The 20,861-nt window shown below is 47.5% G+C and carries 14 protein-coding genes; 7 read left to right on the forward strand and 7 right to left on the reverse strand.

Features of this window, described 5'->3' with window-relative positions:
• Positions 1-174: 174 nt before the first annotated feature.
• From OIK42_RS05865 to OIK42_RS05875, 3 genes are all read left to right on the forward strand, one after another.
• Positions 175-1,923 (forward strand): PAS domain S-box protein, encoded by a 1,749-nt coding sequence (locus OIK42_RS05865; RefSeq protein WP_273639044.1) that lies wholly within the window; start codon positions 175-177, stop codon positions 1,921-1,923.
• A gap of 102 nt (positions 1,924-2,025) precedes the next feature.
• Positions 2,026-2,943 (forward strand): alpha/beta hydrolase, encoded by a 918-nt coding sequence (locus tag OIK42_RS05870; RefSeq protein WP_273639045.1) that lies wholly within the window; start codon positions 2,026-2,028, stop codon positions 2,941-2,943.
• 272 nt (positions 2,944-3,215) lie between these two features.
• Positions 3,216-5,786: a M1 family metallopeptidase gene (locus OIK42_RS05875; RefSeq protein WP_273639046.1), complete on the forward strand. Its 2,571-nt coding sequence runs from the start codon at positions 3,216-3,218 to the stop codon at positions 5,784-5,786.
• Between the two features lie 98 nt (positions 5,787-5,884).
• On the opposite strand, the gene OIK42_RS05880 is transcribed toward OIK42_RS05875, so the two are convergent.
• Positions 5,885-6,130: a DUF2798 domain-containing protein gene (locus tag OIK42_RS05880; RefSeq protein ID WP_309568755.1), complete on the reverse strand. Its 246-nt coding sequence runs from the start codon at positions 6,128-6,130 to the stop codon at positions 5,885-5,887.
• Between the two features lie 107 nt (positions 6,131-6,237).
• On the opposite strand from OIK42_RS05880, the gene OIK42_RS05885 reads away from it, so the two are divergent.
• On the forward strand, positions 6,238-7,128 hold the full coding sequence (locus OIK42_RS05885) for a LysR family transcriptional regulator (RefSeq protein ID WP_273639047.1): 891 nt from the start codon (positions 6,238-6,240) through the stop codon (positions 7,126-7,128).
• Between the two features lie 139 nt (positions 7,129-7,267).
• Here the strand turns inward: OIK42_RS05885 and OIK42_RS05890 are convergent, their stop codons facing one another.
• From OIK42_RS05890 to OIK42_RS05900, 3 genes are all read right to left on the reverse strand, one after another.
• The gene (locus tag OIK42_RS05890) at positions 7,268-8,542 is read right to left on the reverse strand and encodes a GGDEF domain-containing protein (RefSeq protein ID WP_273639048.1); all 1,275 of its coding nucleotides are present in this window, start codon (positions 8,540-8,542) and stop codon (positions 7,268-7,270) included.
• 397 nt (positions 8,543-8,939) lie between these two features.
• Complete coding sequence (gene nhaA / locus OIK42_RS05895; RefSeq protein WP_273639049.1) at positions 8,940-10,157, reverse strand: Na+/H+ antiporter NhaA; 1,218 nt, start codon at positions 10,155-10,157, stop codon at positions 8,940-8,942.
• Positions 10,158-10,344: 187 nt separating this feature from the next.
• Entirely contained in the window at positions 10,345-12,642 is a 2,298-nt protein-coding gene (locus OIK42_RS05900; RefSeq protein WP_273639050.1) for an acyl-CoA dehydrogenase, read from the reverse strand.
• A gap of 448 nt (positions 12,643-13,090) precedes the next feature.
• Here OIK42_RS05900 and OIK42_RS05905 point away from each other — a divergent pair, with 448 nt between their 5' ends.
• The 3 genes from OIK42_RS05905 to OIK42_RS05915 all read left to right on the forward strand — a co-directional run bounded on the left by OIK42_RS05905 (position 13,091) and on the right by OIK42_RS05915 (position 15,661).
• Positions 13,091-13,636: a hypothetical protein gene (locus tag OIK42_RS05905; RefSeq protein ID WP_273639051.1), complete on the forward strand. Its 546-nt coding sequence runs from the start codon at positions 13,091-13,093 to the stop codon at positions 13,634-13,636.
• Between the two features lie 152 nt (positions 13,637-13,788).
• Positions 13,789-14,418 (forward strand): uracil phosphoribosyltransferase, encoded by a 630-nt coding sequence (upp, locus tag OIK42_RS05910; RefSeq protein ID WP_273639052.1) that lies wholly within the window; start codon positions 13,789-13,791, stop codon positions 14,416-14,418.
• A 223-nt stretch (positions 14,419-14,641) separates the two neighbouring features.
• The gene (locus OIK42_RS05915; protein ID WP_374211840.1) at positions 14,642-15,661 is read left to right on the forward strand and encodes a LacI family DNA-binding transcriptional regulator; all 1,020 of its coding nucleotides are present in this window, start codon (positions 14,642-14,644) and stop codon (positions 15,659-15,661) included.
• Between the two features lie 53 nt (positions 15,662-15,714).
• Here OIK42_RS05915 and OIK42_RS05920 read toward each other — a convergent pair whose 3' ends face one another.
• Genes OIK42_RS05920 through OIK42_RS05930 form a run of 3 tightly spaced genes read right to left on the reverse strand, consistent with a single transcriptional unit; the run spans position 15,715 to position 20,777 of the window.
• Positions 15,715-17,745: a glycoside hydrolase family 97 protein gene (locus tag OIK42_RS05920; protein WP_273639053.1), complete on the reverse strand. Its 2,031-nt coding sequence runs from the start codon at positions 17,743-17,745 to the stop codon at positions 15,715-15,717.
• 6 nt (positions 17,746-17,751) lie between these two features.
• Positions 17,752-19,290 (reverse strand): tryptophan halogenase family protein, encoded by a 1,539-nt coding sequence (locus tag OIK42_RS05925; RefSeq protein WP_273639054.1) that lies wholly within the window; start codon positions 19,288-19,290, stop codon positions 17,752-17,754.
• Complete coding sequence (locus tag OIK42_RS05930; protein ID WP_273639055.1) at positions 19,287-20,777, reverse strand: tryptophan halogenase family protein; 1,491 nt, start codon at positions 20,775-20,777, stop codon at positions 19,287-19,289. The genes OIK42_RS05925 and OIK42_RS05930 overlap by 4 nt, the downstream gene beginning before the upstream one ends.
• Between the last annotated feature and the right edge of the window lie 84 nt (positions 20,778-20,861).

The raw sequence follows: 20,861 nt of genomic DNA on the forward strand, positions 1-20,861 counted from the left end.
TTATCAAGAGAGTTTTCGGTGTGCAGTTGACCTTATAGCTGGCACGTAGGTGCAGGCCTTTACAACTTAGGTATAAATTTTGTGCAATTGCTCACCCAAAGGCAGGGCAAAATCCGTTTTATCGTCTATTACTTTTTTATTGAGGCTAAGATGTGACTACATAAGGTTATTGAAATGTTCTGGAAGTATTCGACCAATTCTCAAGCACTACAAGCGCTTGAACAATGCATTATGGCAGTGGTGACCATTGATGAAAATAATCAGGTCACGTTTTTTAATCATGCAGCTGAGAAAATCTGGCACTACAGCAAAGAAGAAGTGATTGGCAAAAATGTGGCAATGTTGATTCCACAGGCACTGCGCGCCAATCATGATGGTTACGTTAACCGCCACAGAACAACCAATGAAGATCGCATTGTCGGCAGTTCAAGGGAAGTGCAGTTACAACGTAAAGATGGCTTTAAAGTATGGGTGCAACTGTCGCTATCAAAAATCAATGTGGGTGGTAAAACTCACTATACTGCGTTTGTCAGGGATGTGTCCAAAGAGCGCGAAGACCGTGAGGTGATATCGCAAACTCTTGAGCAAGCGCTGGATGCGGTTGTATGTATAGATGAGCACAACAATGTGACCTTGTATAACGCGGCGGCTGAGAAGTTATGGGGCTACAACAGAGATGAGGTTATCGGGCAAAATGTTAAGATGCTGGTCCCGCAGGCAATTCAGGCCAATCATGATGGGTACGTTGACGCGAATCGTACCACCGGGCAGGACAAAATAGTCGGCACCAGCCGCGAAATTAAAATTGAGCGCAAAGACGGTGAGGTCCTTTGGGGGCAGTTGTCGCTGTCTAAGGTTCGGTTAGACAATAAAACATTGTATACGGCGTTTGTGAAAGATGTGACGGAGGAGGTTCATCAACGAAAAGAGCGCGAGATGCTATCGCTGGTGGCCAATGAAACTGATAACTCGGTCATTATTACCGACCGCAACGGGCTTATCGAGTATGTGAACAATGGCTTTGAACGATTAACCGGTTATCAGCTTGCCGATATCCGCGGTAAAAAACCGGGCACATTTTTACAAGGGCCAGAGACGGACCCGTCCACCGTGGAGCGCATCAGGCAGCACATTTCCTCGCGGACGGCGTTTTACGATGAAATCCTCAACTACACCAGCAAGGGAGAGCCGTATTGGGTGTCGCTGTCGATCAATCCGGTATTCGGCGACGACGGTAACTTAAAGAATTTTATTTCAGTACAGGCCAATATTACCGACGTAAAACAAATGGCCCTCGACTTTACCCGCAAGCTCAATGCAATTAATGACTCGCTTATTCTGGTTGATATTAATGTACATGGCGAGGTACTCAATGAAAGCGAACTGTTAGCACAAAAGCTCGCCGGCCGGATGTCTCAAAACGAATTCGCCAGACAGGTATTTAGCAACTTAAGCGCCGAAGAACGCAGCAAGCTCGACACGGCCGGGGCGATTTCACTGCAAGTGAATATGTCACCTGATAACCATCCAATTAGTCTTGATGCGGGCTTATGTGCACTGAAAAACTTTAAAAATGAAGTTACCCAGTATGTATTGTTTGGCATTGATATTACGGCACGCAAAATAGCTGTCAGAGAAACCCAGGAAGCCATGCAAGGAGTGTTAACCGTGAGCCAAACCATCAGTAATATTATTGGCACCATTAATGGTATTTCAGAGCAAACCAATTTACTGGCTTTAAATGCCGCAATTGAGGCCGCCAGAGCCGGTGAGGTGGGGCGGGGCTTTGCGGTGGTTGCCGACGAGGTAAGGAGTCTGGCTTCTCACTCCCGTCAGGCCAGCAACGAAATTGACAAACTGGTAAAAGACACTGTTTCGCGTATTGATGAACTGGCAACGATGCTGAATCGAATTGACAGTTAACCTGTCGCACGGAATATCGGTTTTTCAACCGGCTCAGCAAGTAGTTGGCATGCCTGAAACACCGTGCTAACTTAACCGCCAAAAGGTCAAGGAGTCATTTTGGTGAAACGAACATTATTTATCTGTTTAGCCGTGTTGGGGATAAGTGTTTTAAGGCCAGCTGTCGCAGAGATATTCCAACAAAAAGTTGAATTGTATGCTGGCGACATTCCCAACGCCATCCGCACTGACAACCCCGGCGTGGTGCATGATGAGCGCTTTAACGATCAGTTTGTGATCGGAATAAGTAAGCCCTCACTTACCGCTTATCTTCCAGAAGGTAAAGACAAGGCGAGCTCTGCAGTGGTGATTTGCCCGGGTGGTGGATATTTTGGGGTATCGGCCATTAAGGAAGGCCAGGAAGTTGCTGAGCGTTTTGCGGAAAATGGTATTGCCGCGTTTGTATTGCATTACAGAATGCCTAGTCCGGAGACAATGAACAATCCGGATACTGGTCCGTTGCAGGATCTGCAACAAGCGCTCGCAGTGGTGAAGTCCCGGGCCGAAAAGTGGCATATAAATCCTGATCATATCGGCGTGATGGGGTTTTCTGCCGGCGGTCATTTGGCTGCTACCGCCGCGACCCATTATCAAAAGCCGGTGCTGTCGTCGCTGACTACAGAGCTGGTTACGCCGGATTTTCAGATTCTGGTGTATCCGGTGATCAGTATGCAATCGGGCATTACTCATCAGGGATCACGGGATTTACTGTTAGGCAATCCTGCCTTAGAAGCCAGAGTTGACGCCTTTTCCAACGAAAAGCGGGTCTCCGGCGATACCGCTCCGGCGTATATCGTGCATGCGAATGATGACCAGGCTGTGGTAGTCGACAATGCGCTGGAATACTACAATGCCTTGCGTGCCCACGACGTATCGGTACAAATGCTATTGCTGCAAGAGGGCGGTCACGGTTTTGGTATGCGCCATCCAGTTGATTGGTTTGATGGTGTACTTCAATGGGTAACAGCGCGATCAAATTAACGTTTCTGGTTAATTAACGCTAATCTAAAGTGGATTGTTATCGCTGCAGGGCATCGGCAGCGATAATATGACCTGCCGCGATAACATTATTTGCCACTCTGTCACTTTAAATCATTAAATCAACCCCTCACAAAGGCCAGTTTACAGTCCAAAACGATTGGTTACACTTTACTGGCTAAACCTCATAAATAATTGATGTTATTATCCGCCGTAATAATTAACCCCCAAAACTACAAAAAATCTATCTACTTTTCGACAGTGAGGAATTATTAATGAAAAGACTCTTATCCTGGGTCTCATGCATGTTGTTGCTGGTGGCTCATAGCGCCATCGCAAAAGATGTAGAATATCGGTTGCCAAGTGCAATTGAACCAACTTTTCAGCAAATTCACTTAAACATTGATCCTGATAAGCCTGACTACTCAGGTTCGACCATCATTGACGTTACCGTAAAAGAAGACGTCACTAAGGTGGGCTTTTATCAAATGGATATTCAGGTTACTAACGCCGAGCTGCGTCAGGGCAATCGCATTTATCCGCTGCGTATCGAACATGGCGATTTTAATATGACCTGGGGGCTTAGCTCTGCTACTGTCCCTGCCGGCAAATACGAGCTGGCGATTGATTTTGAAGGTAAGGTAAACACCTCCTCTGATGGTATGTATTTGTCGAGCTTCGAGGGCAATAACTATATTTTCACGCAATTTGAAGACATGCATGCCCGCAAGGCGTTCCCGAGCTTTGACGAGCCAGACTTTAAAATTCCGTACCAAATGACGATTACCACTCCTGAGCAGCAGGTTGTGGCGTCGAATACGCCGGTTGAAAAGCGCACCGTTGAAGACGGGATGCAAACCGTAACCTTTATGAAAACTAAACCCATGCCGACCTATTTAATTGCCTACACAGTGGGACCATTTGATAGCGTAGAGATGGAAGGTTTGTCGGTTCCCGGTAAACTGTACGTGCCAAAAGGCTATGCCGATAAAACCAAATTTGTGGTTCAGCATACGCCGGAAATTCTGCAAGCGCTGGAGAACTTTTTTGGTAGCGAATATCCTTACCGCAAACTCGACTTTGTCGCGGTACCTAACTTTACTCACGGCGCAATGGAAAATGCCGGTCTGATTACGTACCGCGATAGTCTTTTGCTACTGGAAGATAATCCGGGGTTGGCAGAGCGTTCTGGCCCGCTTAATGTGATTGCCCACGAACTGGCTCACCAGTGGTATGGCAACCTGGTTACCATGGCCTGGTGGGACGACCTGTGGTTAAACGAAGCGTTTGCTTCGTGGATGGCCAGCTATGTGATGATGGAGCTTTACCCTGAACTGAACTTTAAAGACCGTATCATTCAGGAAGGTGCCTTTAGTGCAGACGCCAGCCCAACAGTGAAGCCAGTTAAAAAGGTTGTTCGCACGCAACCGGATGTCATGGACGGATTGGGTTTAAATTACTCGAAAGGGGAATCCATTCTGCAAATGATTGAGTCACTGATCGGCACAGAGAACTTTCAGAAAGGTGTTCAGGCGTATATGAAAAAACACGCCTGGGGCAACACCCAGGCCGACGATTTGTGGGCCGCGCTGGACAAGGTGTCTGATTTTGATTTAAGCGCCATGATGAAAGGCTATCTTGAGCAACCGGGCTACCCGTTGATGGAAATAAGCAACAACGGTGAGATCAGTCAAAAACGTTTCCATTTAGCCGGTGCGAAAGTTGCGCCGCAAACCTGGGCTGTGCCGCTCAATATCAGTTATAAAAAAGACGGCCAGATAAAGCGTGAAATTGTATTTATTGACAGCGCTACCACGCGTTTACCGCAACTCGCCGAAGCGGACTGGGTATTCCCTAATGACAATGCAACGGGCTATTTCCGCTGGCGTATTACCGCTGAGCAGCTCGATGGCTTGTTAGCCGATCTGGATGTGCTTAACAATCGTGAAAAGAAAAACGTCCTGTACAACGCCCAGGCTTTGTTGAATGGTGGTGAAACCGGTATCGACACTGTTATGCAAGTGCTTAATGCACTCGCTCAGGACGAAGATCCGGTAGTGATCCGTGCGTCGGTAAGCACTCTGGCGGGTTTTCTGTATTTAGTTAATGACGACAACGAAGCTGAGTTTGCCGCATTGCTTAACGACAAATATATGCCGTTGTTGAATAAACTCACGTTGACGCAGAGTGATGATGATGACGAAAGTGTCATTCGTTTGCGTACTCAGTTGTACAGTATGTTAGGTCATCACAGTGACAACGAAGCGTTAACGGCAAAAAGTAAAAAGCTGGCAGAGCAGTATTTGGCGGATACCTCGAGTATTTCTAACGGTATTGCCCGCACTGCACTGAGCGTTGTCACAAAGGGTGAAGATGCTGACCCGGCCTGGTTTGAGCGCATTATGAAAGTCTTTGCGGACAGTAAGCTGCCCAATGTTAAAAACACGCTACTTTACTCTATGAGCTATGAAGATGAAGTAATGGTCAATAAAATGTTGGATCTGGCTCTGACCGATAATGTAACACCAGCGAATACCATCAGTATGCTGGGTGTGGTTGCCCGCAACCTCGACGATCAGACGTTATTTTATAAATGGCTGAAAAACAACACCGCCGCGGTGCTTGAGAAAATGCCTGACTACCATGTATCACGAATGCCTGAGTTTTTATCGACTACGTGTGACAGCGATAACTTAAGTAAGGCTATTGCGTTTTATGGTCCGATAAAAGATGACCATGAAGGCATGGCGCGCAGTTATGAAATCATGATGGATGAGTCGAATCAGTGTCTGCGTTTAAAAGACACCTATCAGGATGAGTTTAATACGTTCCTGAGCTCACTATAGAGCGCACTGTCGAAGCGATTTAAACATCGTAAGGTCGTTTTTAAAGGCATCGCTGAGCGATGCCTTTTTTGTTGCCGTTGCCATTTTGGTACCTGCTGTTAGCCTTGCTCTGGGGCCGTGTCTTGCAACACCAGTCGTTCAACAATGCTTTTGACTGCCGGACCGATGAGCATAATTGCCGGCAAAGCAATAATAAATGACTTTGGCCAGGCTGTGAGCCAACGATTAATCAGATCATCCGTCAGGCCAACGTTAAGCAAAGTCACGACGAATGACATAAAAGCAGACATAAAGAAAGCCATAAAAACCGAAAATAACAAAGGGGCAAAGCGGGAAGGAAACATAACAACGGACTCCGATATAACAACACTGACTAAAATTAGAACAATGATAGTCTACAGTGTTGCGAATATGGTATAAATGCCCTATTTGTTAATGTTAAATTGCAAATATGAAACCATCAATCGATGACATTGCCTTGTTTATACAGGTCGTTAAGCATGGCAACCTGGCCGGTGCAGCGCGACAGTTGAGCTTGCCTGCGGCCACGGTGACCCGGCGTTTACAGAAGCTTGAGCATGCCACAGGAGCAAAATTGTTGCACCGCTCTGCACGTCAATGTGTGCTCACTCAGGACGGTGAAGTGTATTACCAGACCTACGCCGGGCTCGTCGGGCAGTTTGAATCAGCCTGGCAATTACTCAGTGAAGAAAGCCAGCAGTTGAGCGGTAAGCTTAAGGTGCTGGCGCCGGTCAATATATCGCACAGTATTCTGCGGCCCATGTGGGTATCATTTACACGCCAGTATCCCGATATTGAGCTGGAGTTACTATTGAGTAATCACCCTATGGATATCATTGAAACGCAGGCCGATCTGGCGGTACGGATCGGAAAACAAAATGATTCCTCGTTATATCAGCGCCGTTTGGGCCAGATAGATACACTGCTGGTCGCCACCCCCGGTTATATTGAGCGATTCGGGATGCCGCAGCACCCCGGTGAATTAGTTGAGCATGATCTGATTGGCCTGACAATGCGACCCAAATGGTTATTGCACAACGAATCAACAGGGCAAACCTTTACGGTTTATCCACGCTGCCGTGCACAGATCAATGACCCGGTATTGGTAAAGCATTTCGTGTGCGACTCCCAGGGCATTGCGTTGGCGCCATGGCTGGAAGTCAAAGCGGAACTCGAAGCCGGTCATTTAGTGAGAGTACTGCCACAATGGGGCGGCGAAGTCAGAGAGTTACTAATGCTGTGGCCTGGCGGCAAGCTAATGACAAAGCGACTTAAGTGTCTCAGTGAACATATTTATCAGTATGTTCAGCAGCATCTTTAATCTACCAATTATCACATGTAGCAGGCTTGCTATCGGTTGTTGCAAAGTAGTGCGGTAAAAAAGCTGCACAGTAATCATGAATGAGGAGTAACGGCGTGTGTGGTGATGTAATCATAATTACGCAATAAAGAGGCCGGCCTTAAGCCAGAACCAGCATGTTACGCCCATGTTGCTTACCTTTGTATAGCGCGGTGTCGGCCCGTTTAAAGGCTTCCGTGAATCCTTCTTGTTGAGACAGTTTGGTTGCTCCAATCGTGGCTGTAAGTGTTAACTGATGCTGGCTGAAACGTTTACGGGCTATTTCCAGGCGAATATTTTCAGCTAAACGTTTAGTATCGTCGGCATGTTTACAGCGAAATAAAACAATAAACTCCTCGCCCCCCCAACGACTCACCAGATCGGTTTGCCGGCAGTTCTGTTTTATTAGCTGGGCGATTTCTTCAAGCACTTGATCGCCCACGTCATGACCGTAATTATCGTTAACTTGTTTGAAATAGTCGATATCGAGAATTAACATGGCGAAATTGTCGAGTTCACCCATACGTTCTATTGTTGATAGCGTTTGAGCCAGACCCTCGCGGTTGCTCAAACCGGTCAGTACATCGGTTTCTGCCTGAACCCGGTATTGCTCACTGATAGCAGCTAATTCAAGTAGCTTTACTTCATCGGCTTTCACGCGTCGCTGAAGTTCAAAATAATGCCACAGCCCCTGGCTAACAAAAATAAATCCCCAAATTATCAATAGACTAAGGTATAACTGTTCTTTCGTAAAATACCTGCCGCTAAAAACAACACTATTAATGGTGATTTGTTCAGGCCCTGAGGTCATGGATTTTGAGCTGTTAACGCCCATAGTAATGACGTCGCGCCAATCAGGATGAGTGTCTGAGGGAGCTATTTTGTTTTCGCTAATCCACCAGTCAAGGACCCGGAAGTCCTTGAGTTTGAGTTCCAGCATGCGGGTTAAATCTGCGGTATCAACAATTGACGCCATGGCTTTATCGGGGACGTCAGTGCGACCATGGGTTGAATAAAAAGTACTGCGGACAATGATCTGAACTGTAGGGGCGTTACCCTGGTAGGTGACATCAATCAACATCTTATCGAAGCCATTACTCAGATCAAGGGTAAGATCCTTTCCATCCCACCATGTAATGGCTGAACCACAATAAGATGTTACGCCGTTGCCAATACTGCATTCATATTGAGTTTGCGCCTGGTCAATCCAGCGCACCGAACTGGTGCCGCCTATTTCTTTATCACTAAACAAACTCACAACCGCATTGTCGGTTGGAAACACTTGCTGGGTTTTATCAGGAATTAAATCATAGCCGAGAACCAACGCTATCGAAATGGCAAACAGCAGGATTTTCAAACGTGAAATAGTCGAAAAATTTAAAAATACTAACGACACTATTTAAAGATCCACAGGCAAGGCATACGCCACACGTTGAAAATTCATCAGGTAAGCCAAAAGCTCACTCCTGTCTAATTATGTCGTCCTTGTTATTTCGTTACCTGACGGGCACATTTTGTGTTCACGACTGCACATATGTGCAATTGTATGACTTATATTTATAGCATAAAAAAAGACCAGCTACAGCAACTCTGGTTAATTAAACACCGTAGCAACGCAATATCACTCATAAAGGTCATGTGCTGAGTTTGATCAAGCCGTTCATTTGCTTGATGAAACATCATTTTTTAATGATTGAAGTGGCGCGGCCGGTTATCAGTCGTTAACCGGCGCCTGCCATTGATCCCCGGACAGAAACAGCGTAAATGCTATATTGGTTTTAACATTGGCTCTTTTATTTATTAGGGATTTCATCAACAGTACGATGTACTGGCCTGCCAACCCAGTAAAGCACAAGATAACCTAACACTGCCGATAACGCAGAGCCCGCCAGAATGCCTACTCGTTCATCAAAAATCTGATTAATTCCCGAATGCTGAAAGGCCAGACCGCCGATAAATAGGCTCATGGTAAATCCCACGCCGCAAAGTAATGAACAGCCATAAATGTGTTTAAGGTTGAGGTCAGACGGTAGTGATGCCAGTTTTAACTTTACGATCAGCCAACAAAATGCAAAAACCCCAACTTGTTTACCGACTACCAAACCTAGAAATATTCCCCAGGTGACGGGGTGAAAAATACCTTCTGGCGAAATATTACCAAAGTTGATACCTGCGTTAGCAAAGGCAAAAATAGGGATAATGGCAAAGCTAACGACTGAGTTTAGTTCATGCTCCAGGCGAGTCACCGGTGAGCTTCGGCTGTCTTGCTTCGACCGCATAGGTATGAAGGCAGCCAACAGCACTCCCGCTAACGTTGCATGAACACCAGACTTAAGCAGGGCAACCCAAAGCACCACGCCAACAATAATGTAGCCCGGCAAATCCACAACATTGCGACGGTTCATTATCCATAAAATACCAAAGCAAACCGCCGCAATAAATAATGCGGTTACCGTAATATTCTCGGTATAAAACAGCGCAATGATCACAATAGCGCCAATGTCGTCAATAATAGCCAGCGTTACCAAAAACACTTTTAGACTGGCTGGTGCGCGGCTGCCTAACAACGCCATGATGCCTAATGCAAAGGCGATGTCTGTCGCCGCGGGAATAGCCCAACCGGATATGGCAGTAGGACTGCCCCAGTTAATCGCCACATATATCAGCGCGGGAACAAGCATACCGCCAATGGCGCCGGCAGCAGGTAAAATGATATCTTTGGGGTTAGATAGCTCGCCTTCACAGACTTCACGTTTGAGTTCCAATCCAACGTGGAAAAAAAACACCGCCATTAAGCCATCGTTTATCCACAGCAGCAGTGGTTTATCAATGCTAAAGCTACCCGCGGCAATAACAACCGGTAACGATACTAATTGATCGTAATAAACATTCAGAGGAGAATTGGCGACAATTAATGCCGCTACCGTGGCGAATATTAACAATATACCGGCAGAGGACTCGCGCTTCAGGAAATTCTCTACCACATCAGAAATTTCAGTAATTTTATCCATTTACTCTTCCGCGTTGTTAAACTCACTATACGTCTACATCCTAAGGATAGATTAATCAAAAAGCCATGAAAGTTTACCTTTGAGTTGAACGAAGCAGCGCAACATACTGGTTAACCTGCGCGGTTATGTTATGAATGTTGCGATGATAAAGCGGCGCTATGTGGCGCCGCCAGTCATGAGTAACACGTTAAAGGTCGACGGTTTTGGTTAACTCAAAGTCGAACTCATCAACGTTTATCACTTTTTTGCGCAGCGTATCAGCACGGGCAATTTGTGCCGCGTCGTCGGCTGTAATAACGCCCGCCTGCAGGGCGGCTTCACTGAGTTGGAATATACTGCCCTTGCGAGGTAATTTTTTGGTAATCTGGGCGGCTTTTACTTTCTTCACCAATGGTGCCAGCTCGTCAATAGCGGTCATGGCCAGGTTGAGTATTGCCACAGGATCATGGTCATGCTGCCCCATATAGCACATCGGCGTAATGCTGTTGCGAAATGTCTTATCCTGGCATAACCGTAAGGCGAGTTCTGTCTTTAAGGTATCTTTAGGTGGGTTATAACTGCTTCCCCATGGGAACAGCAAGCGTTTCAACAATGTGCCCACCAGTGGGTTGGAGATGTGACGGCAGTAGCCTTTTAACGCCACCTCGCACTTGTATAAGCTTTGGGTAATGAGGTAATCCACCGTCGCTTGTTCACTTTGCGGAGCGCCACGGCTGTAAAAGTGCTTAAGTACAGCTGATGATAAATATAACTCACTGAGTACATCACCTAAGCGGGCCGAGAGCATCTCACGGCGTTTTAACTCGCCGCCGAGCATCAGCATGGCAACATCAGCACACAAGGCCAGTGCATTACTCATACGTTGAATTTGTTGGGTGTGGCGTTTGTTGGCATCGGATTTAGGCGCATTGGCAAAGCGCGCACCGGTTAAACCATGACCAAAAGCCGCTAAGGCATTACCGATTGCGAATCTGATATGTTTACCCAACAGTGGCTCAAATTTCGCCAGCCCGGTGTCAAAGTCTGGCTCAGCAGCTGCGACCATTTCGTCAAACACGTACGGATGACAGCGCGTGGCTCCCTGACCGAATATCATCAGATTGCGCGTGAGGATATTAGCGCCCTCTACTGTAATGGAGACTGGCATCGCCATATACAGCGAGGCCAGATAGTTATTGGGGCCCATTTGAATACCTTTACCACCGCTGATGTCCATAGCAATGTTGATGCTCTGGCGTGCCAGTTCGGTCATGTGGTATTTGGCAATGGCTGTTACCACCGCAGGTTTTTGACCCAGATCGATGGCGCCGGCAGTAAGGTGGCGAACGGCTTCCACCTGATAGGCATTGGCGGTTAACTGTGCCAGTCCTTCCTGCACGCCTTCAAACTCATAAAGCGAGCAGCCGAACTGCTGACGAATTGTGCTGTAAATTGCTGTGGTTTGCGCACTCAGTTGCGCGTTGCCGGTAGATAACGCCGGCAAAGATATACCGCGTCCTGCGGATAAGCACTCCATCAGCATGCGCCAGCCTTTACCGGCATACCCGGCACCGCCAATAATCCAGTCAAGCGGAATAAACACATCTTTACCGCGCGTGGTGCCATTCATAAAGGCCTGTTCCAGCGGCAGATGGCGCTGACCTGTTTCAACCCCCGGATGATCAGTAGGTATTAAGGCGCAGGTGATACCAATGTCCTTTTTATCGCCTAATAATCCATCGGGATCGAACAGTTTGAAGGCCAATCCGAGTACCGTAGCAACCGGTGCCAGCGTAATATAACGCTTGTCCCAGTTCAGGCGAATACCCAGGGTATCTTTGCCTTCGTACTCACCCATAGTGATAACTCCCGTATCGGGGATACCACCGGCGTCTGAACCGGCTTCTGGGCCGGTTAACGCGAAGCAGGGGATGTCAGTGCCATTTGCTAATCGCGGTAGCCAGTAATTTTTTTGCTCTTCAGTACCGTAATGACTGAGTAATTCGCCGGGGCCCAGTGAGTTGGGCACCATCACGGTGACACCGGCACTGACCGAACGACTGGCAATTTTTGACACAATCGTCGAATTTGCCAGGGCAGAAAAAGCTTTACCACCATACTCTTTGGGTATGATCATGGCAAAGAAGCCTTTTTCTCGCATGTACTGCCAGGCCGCCGGTGAAAAGTCTTTATCTGTATGGACAGCAGAGAAGTCGTCGATCAATGTCATCAGTTCATTGACTTCATTGTCGATAAAGGACTGCTCTTCTGCAGTAAGCTTGGGAAGATCCAGAGAATACAGTCGTTGCCAATCTGGCTTGCCGGCGAATAAATCGCCCTCAACCCAAACAGAGCCTGCCTCCATAGCTTCGCGTTCGGTTTGCGTCAGTGGCGGCAAAACATTTTTAAACCATTTAAAAATCGGGCCGGTCAGCCATTGCTGGCGTAGTGATTTTACTTTTAACAGCGCAACGATCAGCGCCACGACTATCAACCAAAAGAGCATAAAAAATCCTCGGTAAATGTACCTGTTTGCCTGTACGTAACGCTCGGAATTAAACAGGTGTTTGAATTGCGTAAATTTAAACACTTGTTTTAATTTTCGTCAATCGACAAATTAACGCAATAATCTACGGCGGCAAGCAAAGCATTGTCCGCTGTCACCGCGCTCGTTGTGACAGCATTACTTCAACAGTGTAGATGTTCGGCAGCAATAATGTGCGCAGAACGCAGCTTTTGTATCAAAAGCGGCACGATTATTACGCTTTAAAATGGCCACAAGATGTGGCGGCAAGCATTGCGAAATATTTTCACACTGTCTGTGTAAACTACAGTGAAACCGCCGGTTAAAAGCAATGCATACCAATTTTTGTTTATTGTTTTCAATAGATTAAGTTTTGGCGCAAAGATTGAATAGTAGTACTTAGAGCGTTAAGTAAATGACGGAGGACATTATGTCTACCCATCAAAATGACAGGTCAAAACTGACCAGTGCCAAACATATTCAGATAGCGTCAATATTTAGTAGTAAAGAAACTGCCGACGATGCCATTGATGAGGTTGTGAAGTCGACAGACGTGGGCCAACAGCAAATCACCCTGGTGCAGCCCGGTGACACAGAGTTTAATCGTAAGCTCGAAGGCGACAGCAAAGCACTGGGTAAAATGATGTGGTATTCGCACCTGATCCTCGGTGCCTCAGGTCTGGTGGTCGGGCTCATCATTGCCTACTTGCTGGTCGCTTACGGACCCGCCTTAACCCAGCAAAATCCCACTGCAACCTATATTGCGATGGTATCACCAGGCATATTTACCGGTGTATTCGTTGCTGGTTTATTAAGTTTACGGCCGGATCGGACGCAAATTATCGACGTGGTGCGTCAGGCTGTTAAACGGAGCCAGTACGCGGTGGTCGTGAACCTGCGAAAAGATCAGTCTGTATCGCGCATTAGTGAATTGTTTAGCCGCAACAGCAATAAGGTTGTTGAGTCTATTCAGTAAAGGGGTATGTGTTCCCTTTCCCGTTTTGCCCACAGTGTTTGCTGTGGGCTTTTTTTTATGCGGTCGCGCGCAGAAATGATTATCGACACTTTTTAAAATAATCAAATATCGTAGTATAGGCATAGTTTAACTACATTTGGCTGACAATCATTATGGCTATCCACGAAATCACACACCCGCTTATTCAACATAAAATTGGTTTAATGCGTGAAGCTTCAATCAGTAGTAAAGACTTTCGCGAACTCGCTGCTGAAGTGGGAAGTTTGCTGACCTATGAAGCAACCAGACACTTGCCAACAGAGACCGTAAACATAAAAGGCTGGACAGGGGAGGCCTTGCAGGTAAAGAGTATCAAAGGTAAAAAAATCACTGTGGTGCCTATTTTGCGTGCAGGGCTGGGGATGCTGGAAGGAGTTCTGAATTTAATTCCTAATGCAAAAATCAGTGTGGTGGGGCTTTATCGCAATGAAGAAACATTAAAACCGGTGGCTTATTTTGACAAAGTGGTGAAGCAAATTGATAAACGTACAGCATTAATTGTTGACCCAATGCTGGCGACTGGCGGAACACTTATAGCCACCATTGACCTGCTCAAAGCCAAAGGGTGTCAGAACATCTCAGGATTATTTTTAGTTGCCGCACCGGAGGGGATCAAAGCGGTTCAGCATGTTCACCCCGATGTTGAAATTTATACCGCGTCAATTGATCAGCGACTAAACAAAAAAGGCTATATTTTGCCGGGGTTAGGCGATGCCGGAGATAAAATATTCGGCACACGTTAGCGGCAATAATGTGTGGCGTGTTGAAAATAACAGCATAGACACTGGCTTATCGTAAAACTAAAAAGCATAAAAAGGTTAAACGATTTAGAAACTTTAACATATTGTTTTATGCTAAAATTATTGTTGATTTTAAGTTAAACTTAACGCACTTAACGTTGTCTTAAGCTAATCGCGTCAAACGTTGTTAACTTTTACCGCTGGTGTCGGAACAATAATAATTATCATGAAAAAACTCACACTCAAAGATGTAGCAAAGCAACTCGGCGTATCGACCGCAACCATCTCCAATGCGTTTAACCGTCCGGACCAGTTGTCAGCGTCGAAGCGCACTGAAATTCTTGATGCGTGTAAACGGATTGGTTACACCGGTCCTAACCGGGCGGCGCAAATTCTCCGTAAAGGGCAGTCCAACATTGTGGCATTGGTACTTGCCGACAGCCTTGATTATATGGTGACAGATCCGGTAGCAAATACTTTTATCCAGGGCGTTTCCCGGGTGTTGCGGGAAAATCACAAACACCTTTTGTTGTATGCCGGTGACTCTGAGTCGATTATTGATGTAGTGGACTTTGTTGATGGTTTTATTTGTTATGGTGCGCCGCGTAACCCCGATCTATCTGTTCAACTTAAACAACAAAATAAGCCCGTTGTCACAGTCGATTTTAACCTTGAAGGCAGTCCTGCAATCAATATTGACAACGAACAAGCCAGTTATGAAATAGCCAAAGCAGCATTAAAGCCAGGCGATAAAGTGGCTATTCTCGGCTTACGATTAATTGAGTCACCGAACACGTGCCGAATTTACGACAGCCCATTACTCGATGCCGAGTCATCTATTACTCACCGGCGTCTGGACGGATATTTTCAGGCACTCAAAGAAGTAGATATTAAAGTTGAGTCCGACTGGATCTGGAACCTCCCTGAGAACGCGGGTATGTATGCAGTGCAGGCGGCCAAAGAAGTGTTGAGCTGTCATCCACGCCCGAATGTTATTTTATGCATGAGTGACATTATTGCCCTGGAGTTGTTGCAATGCGCGTTGTCGATGGGCATCGACGTGCCGGGTGAGTTGAGAATTACCGGATTCGATGGTATCGAAGAAGCCGCCAGAACCCGTCCTTACATGGCTACGGTATGTCAGTCCAGCGTTGAAAAAGGCATGCAGTCTGCCAGGTTACTGTTGAGCGGCGAGAATAAAAGTATGTCATTGCCTTACGAAGTAAGGCTGGGCGAAACCATTTGAGTGTTGGCTGAATAACAGGGCAATGCATTTTGCTTATGCCCCGGGCAATTCACTTATTGTACCGGGATGAACTCTATTGCCTGCCCACCGCCCGGTTTTAAATTCAAGGTCAGGGATTGGCCGGCATTAACCTGTTGTTCAACAATTTCGTAGTCCTCGGGATTGTTCTCCCAATGCGCATCGGGGCCGTCCTGGTAGCGGATCGCCTTATAGGTCACATGCGGATCAAGAAAGTTAAGTGCGAGGGAAAGAGTTCTGGGCTCTTCATTAGTCGTAGCGCCGACATACCAGTTATTACTGTGCTTATCCTGTCGCGCCGTCACTAAAAACTCGCCAATGTCTCCTTGCAATGCGTGACTTTGCTGCCAGTCTGTTGGCACTGCATCAATGAAGGCAAAGGCCGGATGACCAGCGTAATTTTCGGGCAAATCTGCAGCCATCTGTAGCGGACTGTACAGCGTCACGTAAAGTGCCAGCTGTTTCGCCAGTGTCGTTGGCACGCGGTTGTGCGGACGATACTTCTGGTAATCAAAATTAAATATTCCGGGAGTGAAATCTATAGGCCCGGCAAGGCCACGCGTAAAGGGAATGATCACTGTATGATTAGGCAGGTTACCGGTATCCGGACTGCCACCGTTATACTCCATACCGCGCACTGACTCACGGGTCATAAGATTTGGATAAGTGCGTCGCAAGCCGGTGTCTTTAATTGTTTCATGGGCATTTATCATAATCTGATTAGCCGCCGCGGTTTTTACCACCCTGGCAAAATGACGCACCATAAACTGGCCATGGTGCCATTCTTTACCGTCTACGCGGGTGCCTACATAACCCATTTTTACGGATTGAACTCCAAGAGCCTCATACAAAGAGAAACCGTCTTCCATTTGTTGCTCGTAGTAACTAATGCCTGCTGCGGTTTCGTGGTGACCAATCAGTCGAAGCCCCTTGTCTATGGCATACTGACTGACTTTTTCAATGTCAAACCCTGCGGTGGCATCGGTAAAGCTGAATGTTGGGGCTCGCTCCCACCAGTTGCCTTCCCAGCCAGTATTCCAGCCTTCTACCAACACGCCGTCAATATCATGCTGACTGGCAAAGTCGATATATTCCATGGCACGTTTTGTTGTGGCACCCTGTTTCGGACCCGGCGACCAGTCTTTTTCGCCAATGTGCATTTCCCACCAGATCCCCATGTATTTGCCAGGCTTAATATAGCTGGTATCGACCTGTTCTGCCGGCGGCTCGTTTAAATTAAGCAGCAACGAAGAGTTAAGTAACTCCACGGCTTTTTCGGCAACAGTAATGGTGCGCCACGGCGAGCTAAATGGCAGGTTGATATAGGCTTTGTCACCGTTTGCCCAGGGAACTAAATCAGCAGTGAAAGTAATTTGATTATCTGACTGGTTACGCAAGGTCATCGACGTATAGTCAACCAATGCGGCTTCGTGCACAGCGACCGCGATCCCCGCCTGTTTGTCTTCCAGCGTGAGCGGTGTATGGGCGACATCAACGCTGCTCAGCGCTGAGTTCATGTACTGATATTCGTAACGTTGGTCGCGGTAAGCCGGAATCCACCAGGCTGAAAAGTTGCGGTCAAAGGCAAACTCTGTGAGCTCATTAGTAACAGTAAGCTGAGCTGGGTTGTTATCCGTTTCAGGTAATGTGTAGCGTAAACCCAGCCCATCATTAAATACCCGAAATACATAGCCAATGCGGCGTTCAGGACTGGCTTTTTCAGCCAGAGCCAGCGTTAACTGTTTGTAGTGGTTGGTGATGACGGCTTGCTCCCCCCAGACTGGCTGCCATTGCTGGTTGGTGATACTGACGTCGGCACTCTCAAGCTGTAAATTAGCCTGCAGCGGCGGGGCGTTTTTCAAAGCCAGGCCAAGTTTCGACCAACGCAATACCGGCTTATCGTTAAAGCTGAGCCGGTAATAGAGCGAGTCGCTCTCAAGTTTTACTTCTAACAGCACCTGCTCATCAGGCGAAACAATTTTCCAGTATTTTTCAGCATCAGCATCAGCATGGGCATGGAGGCTGAAAATCAACCATAAACTAACACTGATTATTAACCTTTGCATGACGTGTTACTCCGTATTTCGGGGCGCGTAGCCAGGCGGGGAAAAATTCATTAAACAGCCGCTGAAAAACGCTTCAAGTTCTTTTTCGGTATAGAGGTCGCCCTGACCGGGTTGATTGGCACCGAGGGCCGGAAAGGCGCCGTATCCGGCCAACAGGCAGTGCCATGATGTACTGCCAAAATGTGAATCAAGTTGTTGGCGCTTAATTTCTGCACGCAGATCGCCACGCCGGTACCAGACATCTAAAATCTGTAGCAGCGATTCTGACAGATATTCATTGTGACGGTTGGCCTGCCAGTATTCGCTGTCACTGCGGGTATTGAGTTTATAATGGGCGACAATGTAATCGCGCACCCGCTCAAAACGCTTACTGACTAACTGGTTATAGCGGTGTTGCTGCTGTTCACCGAGACCGCCATCATTAACGGTGTCGATAAACTGCTCCACACTGGTTTGCACTAAATGCAATGCGGTGGCTTCCAGGGGCTCAATAAAACCCTGCGACAGACCTAACGCCAAACAGTTTCCTGACCAGTGCCGGGCTACCTGGCCGACGTTCATAGTCAGTGTTCGTAGATCGGCACTAGCTTCGTTTATCTGCAAGTGCTTGCACAGTTCGGTTGCGGCGCGCTCGTCATCAATAAAATGACTGCTGTAAACATAGCCATTGCCGGTGCGGTTGGTCAGGGGGATTTGCCATGCCCAGCCGTTTGACAGTGCCGTTGAACGCGTTTCTACCGGAGTGTCACTGAGCGCGGGCGTGGGGCACACCACGGCGCGATCATTATAGAGATTGTTGGCGAAAGATTTGAACGGTACCTTCAGAGTTTGTTGTAACAACAAAGATTTGAAGCCTGTGCAGTCTATAAAAAAGTCGCCTGTGATGATGTTGCCTTCAGCGGTTTGTAAGCCGGCAATATCACCATTGGGATGGCGCTGAACCGAGGATATATTGCCTGCCATGTAGTTAACCCCCAGCCGGGCTGCATGGCTTTTTAAAAACTGCCCCAGCAACGCAGAGTCGAAGTGATAGCCATACTCAACGCGAAACGGGAAGTTTGCCGGTGTGACCGGACTGCGCCGGTATCGGGCAAGCCAGCCATTAAACAAAAAGTCGCCGGGGGTGGTGTTGACATCAAGGCCTAATCGCCGGGTATAACAATTAACATCAAAGGGGCGCTCGCTGAACGTATCCAGTTGACTAATAAACGGATGAGAGTAGGTGTTTATACCAGAGCCGGGACTCCAGTCGTCAAACCGAATGCTGACCTTATAGGTTGCATTACACGCAGGCATCCAGATACTTTCAGCAATGCCCAAATCGTTAAAAAAACGTTTAAGGGTAGGGGTTGAGCCTTCGCCGACACCAATAATGCCAATCTCCGGTGACTCTACCAGCGTAATGTGCACCGGACGAAGCGCGTTGTTATCTGCTGACCAGTGGGTAGCCAGTAAATTAGCCGCCATCCAGCCAGCGGTGCCGCCGCCGGCAATGACAATGCGCAGCGCCTGGCTGTTGTCCTGTGTTGGCGTTTTGCTGGTCATAGTGAGGTGTACTGCGAAATAAACGTATCATGCGCCAGGAGTTTGGCCAGCGGTTGGTGTTTGGCATGATGGATTTGCCGCATGGCATCAAGCAGCGCCTGGCTGTCCATGGCGTCGGCGGCCGGGTGATAGTCGGCAGGGAACAAACCTTGCCCCATCATGACCTGTACCCAGGAAGCATCGCGGAAGATATCGCTTTGTTCATTAAAAATAGCCGCGGTGTCTTTAAAGGCGGCTATTTTTTGCTCCAACCGAGTGGGGATTGACATGTTGCGCATATCCCGCCAAAAGTCAGAATCGTCGCGTTCGTTGACATGGTAGTGCAAAATAATAAAGTCGCGAATGGTCTCAAACTCATGCTGCGATTCAGCGTTATACAGGTCGGTCATCGCCTGTGAAATGCCCTGATTGGGGAACATCTTCATGAGGCGGATAATGCCCGACTGGATTAGGTGAATACTGGTAGACTCAAGGGGCTCTAAAAAACCACTGGATAAACCAATGGCAACGACATTTTTACACCATTGCTGTTCGGTACGCCCGGTTTCAAAGCGTATCGTCCTTGGCTCGCCAATGGCTTTGGTATCGAGATTGGCCAGCAGGGTGTTTGTGGCGTGCTCATCGGTTAAGTATTTTGAGCTGTAGACGATGCCGTTGCCGTTACGGTGAGTTAACGGGATACGCCACTGCCAGCCAACCGGATGCGCAATACTGCGCGTATACGGCAAAGTTTTATCATGCCGCTCGCTGGGCACAGCCTGGGCAGAGTCAGCGGGTAACCAATGGCTCCAGTCTGCGTAATTTACCCCTAATGTCTGGCGAATCAACAGGCCTCGTAGTCCGGTGCAATCAATAAACAGATCGCCCGTTATCTGCTTGCCATCCTGCAGTTGCAGCGCCGTAATAAAGCCGTCTTCAGTGCTTTGTTGGACGTGTTCGATAATACCTTCGGTACGGGTAACACCGGCTTGCTCTGCAAGCTTACGTAAAAACTGCCCGTACAGGGCCGAATCGAAGTGATAGGCATAAGGCATATCATAGAGCGGATTCTGGGTGTTAATTTTATTGAATTTGCCCGCCTCACAGGCCAGATAATTAAGGTCAAAATCCCACAGTGACTGCGCCATGTTGGCTTGTTGGGCTTTCAACCAGTAATGATGAAAACTACAAAATCCCATGGTGGTGCCTGGCGCGCCAAAGGTGTGATAATAGCTCTCACCCGGTACCCGCCAGTTTTCAAACTTTATGGCCAGCTTTATGGTGCCGTGCGTTTCACGCAGGAACGCCTTTTCGTCGATACCTAAAAAACGGTTAAAGGTTTGGATAGGCGGGATTGTGGCTTCACCGACGCCGACGATACCAATCTGTTCTGACTCAATAAGCTCTATGCTTACCTTATCACTAAGCACTTTTCTGAGCAGTGCTGCGGTCATCCAGCCAGCGGTGCCGCCGCCGGCAATCACCACTTTTTGTACCGGTGTCGCCATGCATGTTCCTAATGAGTAAGTAAAAAGACTGTGCTTTTGACTCTAGCTAATTAAGAGCTAAAAGCAAAACCTATTATAGTTGAC

This window comes from Alteromonas gilva (assembly GCF_028595265.1).
Taxonomy (GTDB): Bacteria; Pseudomonadota; Gammaproteobacteria; order Enterobacterales; family Alteromonadaceae; genus Alteromonas; species Alteromonas gilva.